15 protein-coding genes are annotated in these 16776 nt (G+C 67.8%); 10 read left to right on the top strand and 5 right to left on the bottom strand.

What is annotated here, in order from left to right:
- Positions 1–75: 75 nt before the first annotated feature.
- A complete protein-coding gene (locus IG194_RS07360; RefSeq protein WP_043271448.1) occupies positions 76–1029 on the bottom strand; it encodes an aldo/keto reductase in 954 nt (317 codons plus the stop codon).
- A 342-nt stretch (positions 1030–1371) separates the two neighbouring features.
- Between IG194_RS07360 and dapA the strand changes: the two genes are divergently transcribed.
- The 4 genes from dapA (at position 1372) to IG194_RS07340 (ending at position 3259) form a co-directional block, all read left to right on the top strand.
- Positions 1372–2238 carry a 4-hydroxy-tetrahydrodipicolinate synthase gene (gene dapA / locus IG194_RS07355; protein WP_058487326.1) on the top strand — a complete coding sequence of 289 codons (867 nt, stop codon included), beginning with the start codon at positions 1372–1374 and terminating at the stop codon, positions 2236–2238.
- 65 nt (positions 2239–2303) lie between these two features.
- Positions 2304–2639 (top strand): DUF5629 family protein, encoded by a 336-nt coding sequence (locus IG194_RS07350; RefSeq protein ID WP_009616185.1) that lies wholly within the window; start codon positions 2304–2306, stop codon positions 2637–2639.
- A 106-nt stretch (positions 2640–2745) separates the two neighbouring features.
- Positions 2746–2985: a CopG family ribbon-helix-helix protein gene (locus tag IG194_RS07345; protein ID WP_058487325.1), complete on the top strand. Its 240-nt coding sequence runs from the start codon at positions 2746–2748 to the stop codon at positions 2983–2985.
- A complete protein-coding gene (locus IG194_RS07340; RefSeq protein ID WP_009616187.1) occupies positions 2975–3259 on the top strand; it encodes a type II toxin-antitoxin system RelE/ParE family toxin in 285 nt (94 codons plus the stop codon). Before IG194_RS07345 ends, IG194_RS07340 begins: the two co-directional genes overlap by 11 nt.
- A 785-nt stretch (positions 3260–4044) precedes the next feature.
- On the opposite strand, the gene leuA is transcribed toward IG194_RS07340, so the two are convergent.
- Complete coding sequence (gene leuA, locus IG194_RS07335; RefSeq protein WP_009616188.1) at positions 4045–5715, bottom strand: 2-isopropylmalate synthase; 1671 nt, start codon at positions 5713–5715, stop codon at positions 4045–4047.
- Between the two features lie 404 nt (positions 5716–6119).
- On the opposite strand from leuA, the gene IG194_RS07330 reads away from it, so the two are divergent.
- The 4 genes from IG194_RS07330 to IG194_RS07315 all read left to right on the top strand — a co-directional run bounded on the left by IG194_RS07330 (position 6120) and on the right by IG194_RS07315 (position 9890).
- A complete protein-coding gene (locus IG194_RS07330) occupies positions 6120–6530 on the top strand; it encodes a DUF2946 domain-containing protein (protein WP_225617183.1) in 411 nt (136 codons plus the stop codon).
- 109 nt (positions 6531–6639) lie between these two features.
- Complete coding sequence (locus IG194_RS07325; RefSeq protein WP_141679729.1) at positions 6640–8751, top strand: TonB-dependent copper receptor; 2112 nt, start codon at positions 6640–6642, stop codon at positions 8749–8751.
- Positions 8752–8868: 117 nt separating this feature from the next.
- Positions 8869–9381 (top strand): copper chaperone PCu(A)C, encoded by a 513-nt coding sequence (locus tag IG194_RS07320; RefSeq protein WP_058487323.1) that lies wholly within the window; start codon positions 8869–8871, stop codon positions 9379–9381.
- A gap of 101 nt (positions 9382–9482) precedes the next feature.
- Complete coding sequence (locus IG194_RS07315; RefSeq protein ID WP_058487322.1) at positions 9483–9890, top strand: DUF6491 family protein; 408 nt, start codon at positions 9483–9485, stop codon at positions 9888–9890.
- Positions 9891–9893: 3 nt separating this feature from the next.
- Here IG194_RS07315 and IG194_RS07310 read toward each other — a convergent pair whose 3' ends face one another.
- Complete coding sequence (locus IG194_RS07310) at positions 9894–10730, bottom strand: M23 family metallopeptidase (protein ID WP_058487321.1); 837 nt, start codon at positions 10728–10730, stop codon at positions 9894–9896.
- Between the two features lie 293 nt (positions 10731–11023).
- Positions 11024–12403 (bottom strand): exodeoxyribonuclease VII large subunit, encoded by a 1380-nt coding sequence (gene xseA, locus IG194_RS07305; RefSeq protein ID WP_009616194.1) that lies wholly within the window; start codon positions 12401–12403, stop codon positions 11024–11026.
- 137 nt (positions 12404–12540) lie between these two features.
- On the opposite strand from xseA, the gene guaB reads away from it, so the two are divergent.
- Positions 12541–14010 carry an IMP dehydrogenase gene (gene guaB / locus IG194_RS07300; RefSeq protein WP_009616195.1) on the top strand — a complete coding sequence of 490 codons (1470 nt, stop codon included), beginning with the start codon at positions 12541–12543 and terminating at the stop codon, positions 14008–14010.
- Between the two features lie 114 nt (positions 14011–14124).
- Complete coding sequence (guaA, locus tag IG194_RS07295; protein WP_058487320.1) at positions 14125–15702, top strand: glutamine-hydrolyzing GMP synthase; 1578 nt, start codon at positions 14125–14127, stop codon at positions 15700–15702.
- 83 nt (positions 15703–15785) lie between these two features.
- Here the strand turns inward: guaA and IG194_RS07290 are convergent, their stop codons facing one another.
- Positions 15786–16571 carry a crotonase/enoyl-CoA hydratase family protein gene (locus IG194_RS07290; protein WP_058487319.1) on the bottom strand — a complete coding sequence of 262 codons (786 nt, stop codon included), beginning with the start codon at positions 16569–16571 and terminating at the stop codon, positions 15786–15788.
- Positions 16572–16776: the final 205 nt, after the last annotated feature.

Raw genomic sequence — 16776 nt, 5'->3', positions numbered from 1 at the left:
CGGGGGAGACGCGCAGCAGAGAGTACGGGGCCATGGGAGGCCGCGGCAAGTCTCCGCGGCCACCCGGCGGGCGCCTCAATAGGCGCTCGCCGCATCCAGCCGGTGGATATCCTCCTGGCTCAGTTGCAGCCGCGTCGCCGCGACCAGGTCCGGCAACTGCTCCAGGTTGGAGGCGCTGGCGATGGGCGCGGTGATGCCCGGGCGGGCGATCAGCCAGGCCAGGGCCACCTGGGCCGGGGTGGCGTCGTATTCCTCGGCCACTTCGTCCAGGGCCACGAGGATGGTCACGCCGCGCTCGTTCAGGTAGCCCTTGACCTTGTCCGCCCGCGCCGGGCTCTTGTCCAGGTCGGCTTCGCTGCGGTACTTGCCGCTGAGGAAGCCGCCGGCCAGGCCGTAGTAGGGGATGACGCCGATGCCCAGTTCGCGCACCGTCGGTTCCAGGCGCGTCTCGTAGTCGGCGCGGTCGTAGAGGTTGTAGTTCGGCTGCAGGCTCTGGTAGCTGGGCAGGTGCAGGTGCTCGGCCACCTCGCGTGCCTCGCGCAGGCGCCGGCCGTCGTAGTTGGAGGCGCCGATGACGCGCACCTTGCCCTTCTTCACCAGCTCGGCGTAGGCGCCGAGGGTTTCCTCCAGGGAAGTGTGGGTGTCGTCGCAGTGGGATTGGTAGAGGTCAATGTAGTCGGTCTGCAGGCGCTGCAGCGAGTGCTCCACGGCCTGTTCGATGTAGGCCGCGGAGAGGCCCTTGTGGCCGTTGCCCATGTCCATGCCGACCTTGGTGGCGATGATCACCCTGTCGCGGTTGCCGCGCTGCTTCATCCACTTGCCGATGATGGCCTCGGACTCGCCGCCCTTGTGCCCGGGCACCCAGCGCGAGTAAACGTCGGCGGTGTCGATGCAGTTCAGCCCGGCGTCCAGCAGGGCGTCGAGCAGGCGGAAGGAAGTCGCCTCGTCGGCGCTCCAGCCGAAGACGTTGCCGCCGAACACCAGCGGCGGAATGGCCAGCCCGGAGTGGCCCAGTTCGCGAGAGTTCACCTGTCACTTCTCCATACTGCGGTGTGGTTGAACCAGCATAGACCCTAGGAGAAGGTTGACAGCCAAGTCCGACGTTGAGCATATTCGGTGCCTGATTCGCGCAACGGACTTCCCATGTTCGCCAACTCCGACCACTCGCTGCCGCTCCCGGGCTCCTTCGCCCCGGCCTGCGCGTGCGTCGCCGTTGCCAAGAAATCGAAGAAACAGTCGCTCATTTGACCGGGGCGCGCTGTCCCGTCAGATGGGCTGACAGGACAACCAGGCGCCAGGTCGATCTTCCCCCGCTTGCATCCCGCACCCTCCCTGACGGCGACCACACGGTCAGCCACAAGGAGTTTTCGCATGTCTACGTTTCGTGGGATCTGGGTGGCCCTGGCCACGCCCTTGCGTGCCGGGGAAATCGACTTCGCCGCCCTGCGCGGCCTGGTGGGCAGGTTGCTGGAGGACGGCGTCGCCGGCTTCGTGGTCTGCGGCACCACCGGCGAGGCAGCCGCGCTCAGCCATGAGGAGCAGCTGGCGGTGCTCGACGCCGTGCTGCAGTGGGTGCCGCCGCAGCAGGTGATCATGGGCCTGGCCGGCAACAACCTGCGCGAGCTGCTGGCCTTCCAGCAGGAAATCCAGCGCCGCCCCGTGGCTGGTCTGCTGGTGCCGGCGCCTTACTACATCCGCCCGTCGCAGCAAGGCCTGGAGGCGTTCTTCCAGGCAGTGGCCGACGCCGCCAGCGTGCCCGTGGTGCTCTACGACATCCCCTATCGCACCGGCGTGCGCATCGAGCGCGAGCCCCTGCGGCGCATCGTCCGCCACCCGCGCATCGCTGCGGTCAAGGACTGCAGCGGCGACTTCGAGACCACCCTGGCGCTGATCGCCGACGGCGACGTCGAAGTGCTGGCCGGCGAGGACCTGCAGATCTTCGCCAACCTGTGCCTGGGCGGCGCCGGGGCCATCTCCGCGTCCGCCCACGTGCGCGCCGACCTCTACGTGCGCATGCAGCGCCAGGCGGAGGCGGGCGACCTGGCCGGTGCGCGGGGCACCTTCCTGCGCCTGCTGCCGTGGATGCAGGCCGCCTTCGCCGAGCCCAACCCGGCGCCGCTGAAGGCCGCCCTGGCCTTGCAGGGGCTGATCGCCGACGAGCTGCGCGAGCCCATGCAGCCCTGCTCGGCGGCCACCGTCGAGCGCCTGCGCGGCGTGCTGGCGGCGCTGGCCGACTAGGCGGGGAGGGCCGCCGGCGGGGCTTTGCTCTATGATGGCGGCCTGTCTCACCGGGAATACGAAAAATGTCCGAAGAAACCCTCTACCTGCTGGACCAGCTCGAACTGACCGACATGCTCGAACTGGACGGCCTGCACGCCTGGGAGTTCAGCCTCGACGAAGACCTGCTGGACCGCGCCGAGATCGCCGCCGAAGCCGGCCAGCCCTTCGCCAGCGAAGACGTGGTGCTGCGCGTGGAGGTGGTCGACGGCCGCGACAAGCGGCGCTGGCAGTTCACCTACAACGAGGTGATGGAAGCCCAGTACGAGGCCAGCGACGACAGCTGGACGCTGCAATCCGACGGCAGCGAGCACCGCCTGCGTTGCCTGGGCGCGGTGAGCGCCAGCGGCGACGACGAATAGCATTCCCCTGGCTGGCCGGTGGGCGCTTCCGGGCGATCGGTAGTTCGAGTGGCCTGTAGTGTGTTGTAGTATGTTGTAGCGATACATATTACAACCGAGGTGCCCCATGCCCGTGATGTCCCTGCGTCTGTCGGACGATCAGTCCGATACCCTCGCGAGGCTTGCCCAGGCGACCGGCCGCAGCAAGAACTTCCTCGCCGCCCAGGCACTGGACGAATACCTCGCCCGGGAAGCCTGGCAGATCGGCGAAATCCAGCAGGCCATCGTAGAGGCCGATGCCGGTGATTTCGCCAGCGAGGCGGAAGTCGATGCGGTACTGCACAAGTGGACGCGCAATGCAGGTTGAGTGGCTGCGCAAAGCGCTGCAGAACCTCGACGACGAAGCCGCCTATCTCGCCCAGCACAATCCGGCCGCCGCACGCGACTTCGTCGCTGCGGTGTTCGACGACATCGCACAACTGGCCCTCCACCCCGCGATGGGGCGCGAGGGACGCGTACCCGGCACCCGCGAATGGCCCATGCCTGGCCACCCTTACCTGATCCCCTATCGCGTTCGTGACGGGAAGCTGCAGATCCTGCGCATCTTCCACACCCGGCGCCTGCCTCCCGAGCGGTGGTAGCCCGGCAAGCGTGCTGCGGAGAAAGTTACAAGCGAAAACGCTGGAGAACGCCTGAGGCACATCCGCGATCCGCGCCGGGACGTCCGGTCATCGCGGACAAGGTCCGCTCCTACGCCTCCGGCAAACACCACACCCCGTAGGATGGGTTGAGCGAAGCGATACCCATCACCAGGGGCCGGTGGGTATCGCAAGCTCAACCCATCCTACGGGAAGCGCCATGTCTCCTGGCGGGTTGTAGCGGGCCCTGCCCGCGAATCGCGCGCAGGGCGCGCTCCTACAGGGGAATGGCGCGGGTGGGGCAGCGCAGGAGCGGATCTCATCCGCGATCCGCGCCGGGACGTCCGGTCATCGCGGACAAGGTCCGCCTACGCCTCCGGCAAACACCACACCCCGTAGGATGGGTTGAGCGAAGCGATACCCATCACCAGGGTCCGGTGGGTATCGCAAGCTCAACCCATCCTACGGAAAGCGCCGTGCCTCCCGGCGGGTTGTAGCGGGCCTGCCCGCGAATCGCGCGCAGGGCGCGCTCCTACAGGGGAATGGCGCGGGTGGGGCAGCGCAGGAGCGGATCTCATCCGCGATCCGCGCCGGGACGTCCGGTCATCGCGGACAAGGTCCGCCTACGCCTCCGGCAAACACCACACCCCGTAGGATGGGTTGAGCGAAGCGATACCCATCACCAGGGTCCGATGGCTATCGCAAGCTCAACCCATCCTACGAATCGATGCCTGACCGAGAAGATGAGAAAGGGGCCCGAAGGCCCCTTTTTCACATCACCGGCGGGTTCAGGCGGCTTTCGCCTGGCCCAGGGTCACGGCGCGGTTCAGCGCGCTGAACAGGGCGCGGAAGCTGGCGGTGGTGATGTTCTCGTCGATGCCGATGCCGTGCAGCGAGCGGCCGCCTTCGACGCGCAGCTCGATGTAGGCTGCTGCGCGGGCGTTGGTGCCGGCGCCGATGGCGTGCTCGTTGTAGTCCATGATCTCGACTTCCACCGGCAGCGCGGCGACCAGGGCTTCCAGGGTGCCCTTGCCCTTGCCGTGCCAGCGGTGCTGCTCGCCCTTGTGGGTCACGTCGATGTCGATGGCGCAGATGCCGTTCTCTTCCTGCAGGCGGTAGTTCTTCAGGCCGAACGGCGAGACGGCTTGCAGGTACTCGCTCTGCAGCAGGTTGTAGATCTGCTCGGCGGTCATTTCCAGGCCGAGACGGTCGGTCTCGTTCTGCACCACCTGGCTGAACTCGATCTGCATGCGGCGCGGCAGGCTGATGCCGTATTCCTGTTCGAGCAGGAAGGTGATGCCGCCCTTGCCCGACTGGCTGTTGACGCGGATGACCGCCTCGTAGCTGCGGCCGATGTCGGCCGGGTCGATCGGCAGGTAGGGCACTTCCCACACGGCGTCGTCCTTCTGCTGGGCGAAGCCCTTGCGGATGGCGTCCTGGTGGGAGCCGGAGAAGGCGGTGTGGACCAGGTCGCCGACGTAGGGGTGGCGCGGGTGCACCGGAATCTGGTTGCACTCTTCCACCACCTTGCGCACGGCGTCGATGTCGGAGAAGTCCAGCCCCGGGTTGACGCCCTGGGTGTACATGTTCAGCGCCATGGTCACCAGGCAGAGGTTGCCGGTGCGCTCGCCGTTGCCGAACAGGCAGCCTTCCACGCGGTCGGCGCCGGCCATCAGCGCCAGCTCCGAGGCGGCCACGCCGGTGCCTCGGTCGTTGTGGGTGTGCAGGCTGATGATCACGCTGTCGCGCTTATCGATGTGGCGGCCGAACCACTCGATCTGGTCGGCGTAGTTGTTCGGCGTGGCGCACTCGACGGTGGCCGGCAGGTTGAGGATCAGGCGGTTGGCCGGGGTCGGCTGGAACACGTCGATCACCGCGTTGCACACCTCGACGGCGAAGTCGGTCTCGGTGGAGCTGAACACCTCGGGGGAATACTCGAAGCCCCACTGGGTTTCCGGCGCGGCGGCGGCCAGGCGCTTGATGGTCTTGCCGGCGGCGATGGCGATCTGCTTGACGCCTTCCTTGTCCTGGTTGAAGACGATCTTGCGGAAGCTCGGCGCGCAGGCGTTGTAGTAGTGCACGATGGCGCGCTTGGCGCCCTTCAGGGATTCGAAGGTACGCTCGATGAGGTCGTCGCGGGCCTGGGTCAGCACCTGGATGGTGACGTCATCGGGAATGTGGCCGCCCTCGATCAGCTCGCGGACGAAGTCGAAGTCGGTCTGCGAGGCGGACGGGAAGCCCACTTCGATTTCCTTCAGGCCCACCTGCACCAGGCACTTGAAGAAGCGCATCTTCTTCTCGGCGTCCATCGGCTCGATCAGCGACTGGTTGCCGTCGCGCAGGTCGGTGCTCAGCCAGATCGGCGCCTTGTCGATGATCTTGTCCGGCCAGGTGCGGTCGGGCAGGGTGATCGGGGTGAAGGGACGGTATTTCTTCGACGGGTCTTTGAGCATGGTCATGGGCGGAATCCTTGTTCTTCCGGGCCAGCGGCGGCCCTGCGCGGTAGAAAGATGAAGAGGTGAAGCCGGGAAACGGATTCAGCCACGCAGTCGCGGGCTGACCAGGCGCAGGCAGGCGTGTTGGCGAAGCAGGATGAGGGTGTGTGCGGTTTTCATGACGACCACCCTAGTGCGCTTTGGGGGTGGATGGCAAGCATTGTGGAAAAATTGGTAGCCATCATCGGGTTATAAAAATAAACGAGATTTTCTGCTTCTGTATTCGCTTTATTGCGCAAGGAATTGCGAAGCGCTTTTTCTGCTTTACTCCCTGATGCGTCTCCATGCCGCACGGCATTGAGCCATCGGCGAATTGCGCCCATCGGCCCGGCAGGGTAAAACGCCGCCAATCGATTCGGGGACTTCCAGTGACAGGTCGCAGACGGCGAGGCACAGGACAAGGCACGGGCATCTGGCTGGCGCTCTTCGCCATGCTGATGATCCACCTCGGCCCGCTGCTGTCGCAGTCCATGCCCATGGACCACCCCATGCCGGCCATGGCCGGCATGGAAGACATGGCCTGCTCCGAACAGATGCGCGGCGGCCACCACGGCTCCGATGCCGCGCAGCAGGGCTTCTCCGCCGACCACTTCATGGAGAAGTGCGGCTACTGCGGCCTGCTGCTCCACAGCCCGGCGCTGGAAACCCCGCGCCTGGCGCTCTCCGCCGACCTGCCCGGGGCCGCCCCGGCGCCCCAGGTCGTCATCGAACAATCCATCCCGCCTTCGCCGATCTTCCCCGGCGCCCGTTCGCGCGCGCCGCCGTCCATGAGCGCCTGACCTTTCTTTCGCCGTAGCCAGCGCAAGCGCCATCGCGCAGAGGAGTCTTCCTCCACGCGCGTCCGCCGTGCCTGGCCAGAAGAACATCGTCATGATCATGGAATTTCGCATGTCCAGACTCTTCCTGCGCGGGCGCGTTCGCCCGGCACGCCTACGCACCCTTTGCGCACTCACCGCCCTCGGCGGCATCGTCGGCCTGAGCCCTTCCGTTCGCGCCGACGAGGCCGACGACCCGCACGCCGGCCACCACGCCATCGAACTGCAACCCAGCGTCATCACCGCGGTGGCGCAGAGCTCGCCGCTGACCGTGGTCACCGACCCGAAGCAGGCGCGCCAGCCGATCCCGGCCAGCGACGGCGCCGACTACCTGAAGACCATCCCCGGCTTCTCCGCCATCCGCAACGGCGGCAGCAACGGCGACCCGGTGCTGCGCGGCATGTTCGGCTCGCGGCTGAACATCCTCACCAACGGCGGCGTGATGCTCGGCGCCTGCCCGGCGCGGATGGACGCGCCCACTTCCTATATATCGCCGGAGACCTACGATCGGCTCACCGTGGTCAAGGGCCCGGAAACCGTGATCTGGGGCCCTGGCGCCTCGGCCGGGACCATCCGCTTCGACCGCGATCCGGAGCGCTTCGGCGAGCTGGGCACGCGGATAAACGGCAGCCTGGTGGCCGGCTCCAACGGCCGCTTCGACCGCGTGCTGGATGCTGCCGCCGGCGGTCCCGAGGGCTACCTGCGCTTCACCGGCAACCGCTCGCAGTCCGACGACTACGAGGACGGCGGCGGCAACACCGTGCCCTCGCGCTGGAACAAGTGGAACGGCGACGTCGCCCTGGGCTGGACGCCGGACGCCGACACCCTGGTCGAGCTGACCGCCGGCAAGGGCGACGGCGAGGCGCGCTACGCCGGGCGCGGCATGGATGGCTCGCAGTTCAAGCGCGAGAGCCTGGGCCTGCGCTTCGAGAAGTCCAACCTCGGCGGCGTGCTCGACAAGCTGGAGGCGCAGGTCTACTACAACTACGCCGACCACGTGATGGACAACTACAGCCTGCGCACGCCCTCGGGCACCGGCATGATGGCCGGGCCCATGGCCTCCAACGTCGACCGCCGCACCCTCGGCGGGCGCCTGGCGGCCACCTGGCGCTGGGACGACTTCAAGCTGATCTCCGGCGTCGACGCCCAGAGCAGCGAGCACCGCCAGCGCAGCGCCATGGGCATCGGCGCCTACGACGAGGTGCCGTGGAACAAGGATGCGACCTTCCACAACTACGGCGCCTTCGCCGAGCTGACCTGGTACGCTGCCGAGCGCGACCGGGTGATCGGCGGTGCGCGGCTGGACCGCGCCTCGGCCAAGGACTACCGGCAGACCACCGGCTCGGGAATGATGACGCGGCCCAACCCCACGGCCGACGATACCCGCGCCGACACCCTGCCCAGCGGCTTCCTGCGCTACGAGCACGACCTGGCCGACTCGCCCACCACGCTCTACGCCGGCCTCGGCCACGTGCAGCGCTTCCCCGACTATTGGGAGCTGTTTTCTCCGAACATGGGGCCGGCCGGTTCGGCCAACGCCTTCGACGCCATCAAGCCGGAGAAGACCACCCAGCTCGACTTCGGCGCTCAGTACGAGGGCGAGAAGCTCAAGGCCTGGGCTTCGGGCTACGTCGGCGAGATCCGCGACTACATCCTGTTCACCTACACCAGCGGCGGCATGATGGGGGCAACGTCCCAGGCGACCAACGTCGACGCACGCATCATGGGCGGTGAACTGGGCGCGGCCTACCAACTGGCGCCGAACTGGAAGACCGACGCCACCCTGGCCTACGCCTGGGGCAAGAACACCAGCGACGACCGCGCGCTGCCGCAGATGCCGCCGCTGGAAACCCGCCTGGGCCTGACCTACGAGCAGGGCGACTGGAGCGCCGGCGCCCTCTGGCGCCTGGTGGCGAAGCAGGGGCGGGTGGCCGAGGGGCAGGGCAACGTGGTCGGCAAGGACTTCGACGAAAGCGCCGGCTTCGGCGTCTTCTCGCTCAACGCCGCGTACCGCGTGAACAAGCACTTCAAGGTCAGCACCGGCGTCGACAACCTGTTCGACAAGGACTACGCCGAGCACCTGAACCTCGCCGGCAACGCCGGCTTCGGCTACCCGGCGAACGATCCCCAGGCGATCCGCGAACCGGGCCGCACGCTCTGGACCAAGGTGGACTTCAGCTTCTGAGCCCCGGCGACCGCGGTCGCCGGCTTGAGTGGGGGCGCGAAGCGGCTATGCTGGCCGTGCCCCCGGCGAAGCCGCCCGCTCGACGGGCGGCCCATGAGATCGTTAGGAGTTTCCAACATGCGCAAGACCCTCCTGGCCCTGGCGGCCATGCTGTCCTTCTCCACCCCGCTGCTGGCCCACGAATACAAGGTCGGCGACCTCGACGTCGAACACCCCTGGTCGCTGCTGCTGCCGGCCAACTCGGAGAACGGCGCGGCCTATTTCGTCGTGCACAACCACGGCAAGGCGGCCGACCGCCTGCTCGGCGCCGACACCGAGCGCGCGGCCAGCGCCGAGGTCCACGAGCACCAGATGAAGGACGGCATGATGAAGATGCAGAAGGTCGACGGCGTGGACATCCCCGCCGGCGGCACCGTCACCTTCGCCCCGGGCCATTACCACCTGATGCTGCTCGGCCTGAAGAAGCCGCTGGCCGACGGCGAGCGCTTCCCGCTGACGCTGCACTTCCAGCAGGCCGGCGACCTCAAGGTCGAGGTGCAGGTGCAGAAACAGGCACCCGAGGCCGGTGAGCACGGCATGTCTGGCCACGATATGTCGGGTCACGACATGCCCGGGATGAAGATGAACTGACCGTCCGGCCGGCCGCGCGCCGGCCTTTCCCCTGGGTGGGAAAATGGAGCCGGGCCGGTTTCGGCTCGAGAGTGGCCACCCGTCGTGGCCGGGAGGTGAGCATGCGCAATGTCCGCAGCGCCGCCATGCTGGCGGCTGCCGTTCTGCTGGCCGCCTGCAGCCAGTCCGGGCTGCGCAACGACCCGTTGCCCCTCGACCAGCACCTGGAACGCCTCGGCTACCGCCAGGGCGAGATGGTCAAGTCGATCCCGGTGTGGGAAACCCAGGGCTGGGAATACCTCGACAAGGGCCACATCGTCCTCGGCCACGCGCCCGGCCGGCGCTACCTGGTGGCCTTCTCCTCGCCGTGCGACAACCTGTCGTTCAGCAACCGCCTGAACATCGGCAGCACGGTGGGAGCGGTGACCAGGCTCGACCGCATCCTCTCGTATGACTCGAGCGGCATCCCCGAGCCCTGCCTGATCGGCGAGCTCTACCGCCTGGAGCGCTTGCCCAGCCGCGCAGAATGAACCTCAGGGCTTGAAGGCGCCGATGAAGATCGCCGGGTCGACGCGGGTATCGTTGAGGCTGACGTTCCAGTGCATGTGCGGCCCGGTGGCCCGGCCGGTGGCGCCGACGCGGCCGACCACGCCGCCGCGCGGTACCTGGTCGCCGAGCTTCACGTCGATCTTCGACATATGGCAGAACATGCTGATGAAGCCCTGGCCATGGTCGACGAACACGGTGTTGCCGTTGAAGAAGTAGTTGCCGATCAGGATCACCTTTCCCGCCGCCGGGGCCTTGATCGGCGTGCCGGCGGGCACCGCGAAGTCCAGCCCGGAGTGCGGGTTGCGTTCCTCGCCATTGAAGAAACGGCGCAGGCCGAAGGGGCTGGAGAGCGGGCCGTTCACCGGCTTGTCCAGCACCAGGTTGCTCGGCGTACCGGGGCTGAAGCTGCGGTAGGCGGCGGTCTGCTCGGCCAGCTCGCGGTTGATGCGCTTGAGGTCCTCGGGCAGCGGGTTGACCTGGCGGGTGTTCTTCAGGGTGATGCGCTGCTCGCGATAGTGTTTGCTGCCGACCTGGAACGGCAGCCTGCGGCTGGCGCCGGCCTGCTTCACCTGCAGTTGTTGCTGGCCCGGCTTGACGCTGAGCGGGATGCCGACCACGGCGATCCAGTCGCGGCCTTCCTCGCGCACCACCAGCACCGGCTTGCCCTGGTAGCTGGCGCTCGGCGCCGGCCCCGCGCTGCCCAGCTGGACCACGGCGACGCCGCCGGGCACCGGCTTGTTCAGGGTACGGCTGATGAAACCCTCGGCATGGGAGGGCAGGGCGAGAAGGGTGGCGAACAGCAGGCAGAAGACGCGGAACATGGGCTTTCCGTAAATCCGGTAAAGCCGGCAGTCTACATGGCGCGAACCCCGGCGGTGTAACCGTTGGCGGTTATTCGTCAGTCCCTGTAGGAGCAACTGTCTTGCCGGCTGCGCCGGGGTGATGGGTATCGCTCCGCTCAACGCCATCCTACGGGCTGTCTTGCGCTGGGGGGCTCTTCGTAGGATGGGTTGAGCCTGCGAAACCCATGCGGTCGGGGTGATGGGTATCGCTTCGCTCAACACCATCCTACAAAGAGCCGTGCTTCCGGCGCATGTCACAGCCAAGGCCCAGGTCAGTCCAGCAGCGAGAGGGTGACCGGGGCCTGGTGGTTGTCTTCCACCCGCACTTCCAGTTGGCCTTCACCCAGTTTCGCGGTCAGGCGCTGGCCGGGCTGGGCCTGGGCGGCGCGGCGGATGGCCTGGCCGCGTTCGTCGAGGAGGATGCTGTAGCCGCGCCCGAGGGTCGCCAGCGGGCTGACGATGTGCAGGCTCTGGGCCAGGCCGTCGAGGCGCTGGCGGCGTTCGCGGAGGATCGCCCGGGTGGCGTGGGGCAGGCGCGCGGCCAGGCTGTCGAGCTTCTGCCGCAGCAGCGCCAGGGCGCGGCCCGGGTGCTGTGCCTGCAGGCGCGTCTGCAGGCGGCCGATGCGTTCCTGGCGTACCTGCAGCTGGCGCTCGAAGGCGCGGCGCAGGCGCATGTCCAGGTCGTCCAGGCGCTGGGCCTGCTGGCGCAGGCGCTCGCCGGGGTGGCGCAGGCGCCGGGCGGTGCCTTCCAGGCGCAGGCGCTCGCGGGTCAGGCGGTCCTGGATGCGCAGGATCAACCGGCGGCGCAGGCCGTCCAGGCGCTGCTGCAGGTCGCCGGCGTGCGGCGCCAGCAGCTCGGCGGCGGCCGAGGGCGTGGGCGCGCGGACGTCGGCGACGAAATCGCTGATGGAAACGTCGGTCTCGTGTCCCACGGCGCTGACCACCGGCGTGGCGCAGGCGGCGATGGCGCGGGCCACGACTTCCTCGTTGAAGCACCAGAGGTCTTCCAGCGAGCCGCCGCCGCGGGCCAGGATGATGGCGTCGAAGCCGCGCGCATCGGCCAGCTTCAGGGCGCGGACGATCTGCGCGGTGGCCTCGCGGCCCTGCACCGCGGTGGGCACCAGGGTCAGCTCGACCTGGGGCGCGCGGCGGCGGAACACGCTGATGATGTCGCGGATCACCGCGCCGGTGGGCGAGCTGACGATGCCGATGCGCCGCGGATGGGCCGGCAGCGGCCGCTTGCGCTCGGCGGCGAACAGGCCCTCGGCGGCGAGTTTCTGCTTCAGCGCCTCGAAGGCCAGGCGCAGGGCGCCGTCGCCGGCCGGTTCGACGGCGTCGGCGATCAGCTGGTAGTCGCCGCGGCCCTCGAACAGCGAGACCTTGCCGCGCACCTTGACCGCCAGGCCGTCGCGCAGGGCCTGGCGCACGCGCAGGGCGTGCTGGCGGAACAGCGCGCAGCGCACCTGGGCGTTGCCGTCCTTCAGAGTGAAATAGATGTGCCCGGAGGCGGGGCGGGCGAGGTTGGAGATCTCGCCTTCCACCCACACCTGCGGGAACACGTCCTCCAGGAGCTGGCGGGCGCGCTGGTTGAGCTGGCTGACGGTCAGCACCTCGCGGTCGAGGCCCAGCCGTTGGAAAGGGTCATTGAACATGGCGCTGGATGATAAGCCCGGGGCCTTGCCGAGGGCCAGCGCGAAACCCGCGAATCCAGCGGTCGGGCGCGTTGAGCCCGAGCGTGAAGCTGGGGTATAATGCCGCGCTTCCATTTTCCCGTGTGGGAGCCCTCGCCATGCTGCGCATCAGCCAAGAAGCCCTGACGTTCGACGACGTCCTCCTCATCCCCGGTTACTCCGAGGTCCTGCCCAAGGACGTGAGTCTGAAGACTCGCCTGACCCGGGGCATCGAACTGAACATCCCGCTGGTGTCCGCCGCCATGGATACCGTGACCGAATCCCGCCTGGCGATTGCCATGGCGCAGGAAGGCGGTATCGGCATCATCCACAAGAACATGGGCATCGAGCAGCAGGCTGCTGAGGTGCGCAAGGTCAAGAAGCACGAGACCGCCATCGTTCGCGACCCGGTCACCGTGACCCCCTCGACCAAGATCATCGAGCTGCTGCAGATCGCCCGCGAGTACGGCTTCTCCGGCTTCCCGGTGGTGGAAGAGGGTGAGCTGGTGGGCATCGTCACCGGCCGCGACCTGCGCGTGAAGCCGAACGTCGGCGACAGCGTGGCGGCGATCATGACGCCCAAGGACAAGCTGATCACCGCCCGCGAAGGCACCGCCCTGGAAGAGATCAAGGCCAAGCTGTACGAGAACCGCATCGAGAAGATGCTGGTGGTCGACGAACAGTTCCGCCTCACCGGCCTGGTCACCTTCCGTGACATCGAGAAGGCCAAGACCTACCCGCTGGCCTCCAAGGACGAGCAGGGCCGCCTGCGCGTCGGCGCCGCCGTCGGCACCGGCGCCGATACCGCCGAGCGCGTCGCCGCGCTGGTCGCCGCCGGCGTGGACGTAGTGGTGGTGGACACCGCCCACGGCCACTCCAAGGGCGTGATCGACCGCGTGCGCTGGGTGAAGGAAACCTTCCCGCAGGTCCAGGTGATCGGCGGCAACATCGCCACCGGCGAAGCCGCCAAGGCCCTGGCCGACGCCGGCGCCGACGCGGTCAAGGTCGGCATCGGCCCGGGCTCCATCTGCACCACCCGCATCGTCGCCGGCGTCGGCGTGCCGCAGATCTCGGCCATCGCCAACGTCGCCGCCGCCCTCGAAGGCACCGGCGTCCCGCTGATCGCCGACGGCGGCATCCGCTTCTCCGGCGACCTGGCCAAGGCCATGGTGGCTGGCGCCTACTGCGTGATGATGGGCTCCATGTTCGCCGGCACCGAAGAGGCCCCGGGCGAGATCGAGCTGTTCCAGGGCCGTTCCTACAAGTCCTACCGCGGCATGGGCTCCCTGGGTGCGATGGCCGGCGCCACCGGTTCCTCCGACCGCTACTTCCAGGACGCCTCCGCCGGCGCCGAGAAGCTGGTCCCCGAGGGCATCGAAGGCCGCGTCCCGTACAAGGGCCAACTGACCGCCATCGTCCACCAGCTGATGGGTGGCCTGCGCGCCGCCATGGGCTACACCGGCAGCGCCGACATCCAGGACATGCGCACCCGGCCGCAGTTCGTGCGCATCACCGGCGCCGGCATGGCCGAATCCCACGTGCATGACGTGCAGATCACCAAAGAGGCCCCGAACTACCGTGTAGGTTGATCGGGTCGCAATCGAATTGGCGCTGGAAGCTGGAAGCCAGAAGCTGGAAGTTGAATTCCGGTCTCTGCTTCCAGCTTCTGGCTTTCAGCTTCCAGCTATTCCGAAGGAAAGCCCATGTCCCAAGACATTCACGCTCACCGGATCCTGATCCTCGACTTCGGTTCCCAGTACACCCAGCTGATCGCCCGCCGCGTGCGCGAGATCGGCGTGTACTGCGAAATCCACCCGTTCGACATGAGCGACGACGACATCCGCGCCTTCGCCCCGCGCGGCATCATCCTGGCCGGCGGCCCGGAGTCGGTGCACGAGCTGGACAGCCCGCGCGCGCCCAAGGCGGTGTTCGACCTCAACGTACCGCTGTTCGGCATCTGCTACGGCATGCAGACCATGGCCGAGCAGCTGGGCGGCAAGGTGCAGGGTTCGGACCTGCGCGAGTTCGGCTACGCCCGCGTCGACGTGGTCGGCAAGGCGCGCCTGCTGGACGGCATCGAGGACCACGTCGATGAAGACGGCGTGCTCGGCCTCGACGTGTGGATGAGCCACGGCGACAAGGTCACCGACATCCCCGAGGGCTTCCACATCCTCGCCAGCACCCCGAGCTGCCCGATCGCCGCCATGGCCGACGACGCCCGCGGCTACTACGGCGTGCAGTTCCACCCGGAAGTGACTCACACCAAGCAGGGCGGCCGCATCCTCTCGCGCTTCGTGCTGGATATCTGCGGCTGCGAAGCCCTGTGGACGCCGTCGAACATCGTCAACGACGCCATCGCCACCGTGCGCGCCCAGGTAGGCAACGCCAAGGTGCTGCTGGGCCTGTCCGGCGGCGTCGACTCCTCGGTGGTCGCGGCCCTGCTGCACAAGGCCATCGGCGACCAGCTGACCTGCGTGTTCGTCGACAACGGCCTGCTGCGCCTGCACGAGGGCGACCAGGTGATGGCCATGTTCGCCGAGAACATGGGCGTCAAGGTGATCCGCGCCAACGCCGAAGACAAGTTCCTCGGCCGCCTGGCCGGCGTCGCCGACCCGGAAGAGAAGCGCAAGATCATCGGCCGCACCTTCATCGAGGTCTTCGATGAGGAAGCCACCAAGCTGCAGGACGTGAAGTTCCTCGCCCAGGGCACCATCTACCCCGACGTGATCGAGTCGGCCGGCGCTAAGACCGGCAAGGCCCACGTGATCAAGTCGCACCACAACGTCGGCGGCCTGCCCGAAGACATGCAGTTCGAACTGGTCGAGCCGCTGCGCGAACTGTTCAAGGACGAAGTGCGCAAGATCGGCCTGGAACTGGGCCTGCCCTACGACATGGTCTACCGCCACCCGTTCCCCGGCCCGGGCCTGGGCGTGCGCATCCTAGGCGAAGTGAAGAAGGAATACGCCGACCTGCTGCGCCACGCCGACCACATCTTCATCGAAGAGCTGCGCAACTTCGACTGGTACCACAAGACCAGCCAGGCCTTCGTGGTGTTCCAGCCGGTGAAATCCGTCGGCGTGGTCGGCGACGGCCGCCGCTACGCCTGGGTCGTGGCCCTGCGCGCGGTGGAAACCATCGACTTCATGACCGCACGCTGGGCGCACCTGCCCTACGAGCTGCTGGAGAAGGTCAGCAACCGCATCATCAACGAGATCGAAGGCATCTCCCGCGTCACCTACGACGTGTCGAGCAAGCCGCCGGCGACCATCGAGTGGGAGTGATCCCAGCGACCCGGCGCAGCTGAGCGGCGCCGGTAGCCGGAAGACGGGGCGGTCGTGGTCATCCACGCCGCCCCGTCGTCGTTTCAGCGGCCGACGAAATTCGCTTCGCGGCGTTCGAGGAAGGAGGCGACGCCTTCCTTGACGTCCTCGCTGTTCATCAGCGGTTGCAGGTCCGGCAGCAGGCGGCGGGCAGCTTCCGTCTCGCCTTCGGCCAGGGCCAGGCGGGCGCTGGCCAGGGTGGCGCGCACGCCCAGCGGGGCCTGGCGGGCGATGCGTTCGGCGATGGCCAGGGCTGCGGCGAATTCCTCGCCGGGGGCCGTCACTTCCTGCACCAGGCCCATGCGCTGGGCTTCCCGGGCGTCGAATTCGTCGCCGGTGAGCAGGTAGCGCATGGTGTTGCCCCAGCCGATGTTCTGCACGAAGCGGATGGTCGCGCCGCCCACGGCATAGATGCCGCGCTTGACTTCGATCTGGCCGAAGCGGGCATCTTCCGCGGCGACGCGCACGTCGGCGGCCAGCATCAGTTCCAGGGCGGCGGTGAAGCAGACGCCGCGGGCGGCGACCACGATCGGCTTGGCCACCCGCCGCGCCGGGTCCAGGCCGAAGGGGTCGCAGGCGCCTGGAGGCAGTTCGGGGAAGCGGCCGCTGGCGAACTGCGGGCCCCACTTGTCCAGCTCCAGGCCGGCGCAGAAGTGCTGGCCCTCGCCGTAGAGCAGGCCGCAGCGCAGTTCGTCGTCGCCTTGCAGTTCACCGTAGGCGTCGGCCAGCGCCAGATACAGCTCCACGTCCATGGCGTTGTACTTTTCCGGGCGGTTCAGCCCGATGCAGAGCACATGGCCCTTGCGTTCCACCTTCAGTTTCTGGCTCATGCCTCGTCTCTCTTGTCATCAATGGCGGTGTGCCGCCGTGGAAGCGAAGTTATCCAGATAGCCTTCCGTGGCGCCGCTGTCCATGTCTGTCAGGCATTTGCTGCGGTTGCCCGGGATGCGACATCGCGCAGCGCCTTCGCGCTCGCCTTGCCACCGGGAAAATGAGAAAATCTTGCATTTGCGAGATACCCGCAGGGGTTGGGGG

Origin of the sequence: Pseudomonas sp. ADPe (assembly GCF_014843515.1) — a bacterium.
Classification (GTDB): Bacteria; Pseudomonadota; Gammaproteobacteria; order Pseudomonadales; family Pseudomonadaceae; genus Pseudomonas; species Pseudomonas citronellolis.
This window is presented reverse-complemented; position numbering and strand designations above follow the sequence as displayed.

Excerpts from the sequence above, each read along its gene's own strand:
- dapA (WP_058487326.1), top strand. The coding sequence starts at position 1,372 with ATGTCTACGTTTCGTGGGATCTGGGTGGCCCTGGCCACGCCCTTGCGT.
- IG194_RS07320 (WP_058487323.1), top strand. The coding sequence starts at position 8,869 with ATGCGCAAGACCCTCCTGGCCCTGGCGGCCATGCTGTCCTTCTCCACC.
- IG194_RS07345 (WP_058487325.1), top strand. The coding sequence starts at position 2,746 with ATGCCCGTGATGTCCCTGCGTCTGTCGGACGATCAGTCCGATACCCTC.
- guaA (WP_058487320.1), top strand. The coding sequence starts at position 14,125 with ATGTCCCAAGACATTCACGCTCACCGGATCCTGATCCTCGACTTCGGT.
- leuA (WP_009616188.1), bottom strand. The coding sequence starts at position 5,715 with ATGACCATGCTCAAAGACCCGTCGAAGAAATACCGTCCCTTCACCCCG.
- IG194_RS07290 (WP_058487319.1), bottom strand. The coding sequence starts at position 16,571 with ATGAGCCAGAAACTGAAGGTGGAACGCAAGGGCCATGTGCTCTGCATC.
- xseA (WP_009616194.1), bottom strand. The coding sequence starts at position 12,403 with ATGTTCAATGACCCTTTCCAACGGCTGGGCCTCGACCGCGAGGTGCTG.
- guaB (WP_009616195.1), top strand. The coding sequence starts at position 12,541 with ATGCTGCGCATCAGCCAAGAAGCCCTGACGTTCGACGACGTCCTCCTC.
- IG194_RS07325 (WP_141679729.1), top strand. The coding sequence starts at position 6,640 with ATGTCCAGACTCTTCCTGCGCGGGCGCGTTCGCCCGGCACGCCTACGC.
- IG194_RS07340 (WP_009616187.1), top strand. The coding sequence starts at position 2,975 with ATGCAGGTTGAGTGGCTGCGCAAAGCGCTGCAGAACCTCGACGACGAA.
- IG194_RS07310 (WP_058487321.1), bottom strand. The coding sequence starts at position 10,730 with ATGTTCCGCGTCTTCTGCCTGCTGTTCGCCACCCTTCTCGCCCTGCCC.
- IG194_RS07350 (WP_009616185.1), top strand. The coding sequence starts at position 2,304 with ATGTCCGAAGAAACCCTCTACCTGCTGGACCAGCTCGAACTGACCGAC.
- IG194_RS07315 (WP_058487322.1), top strand. The coding sequence starts at position 9,483 with ATGCGCAATGTCCGCAGCGCCGCCATGCTGGCGGCTGCCGTTCTGCTG.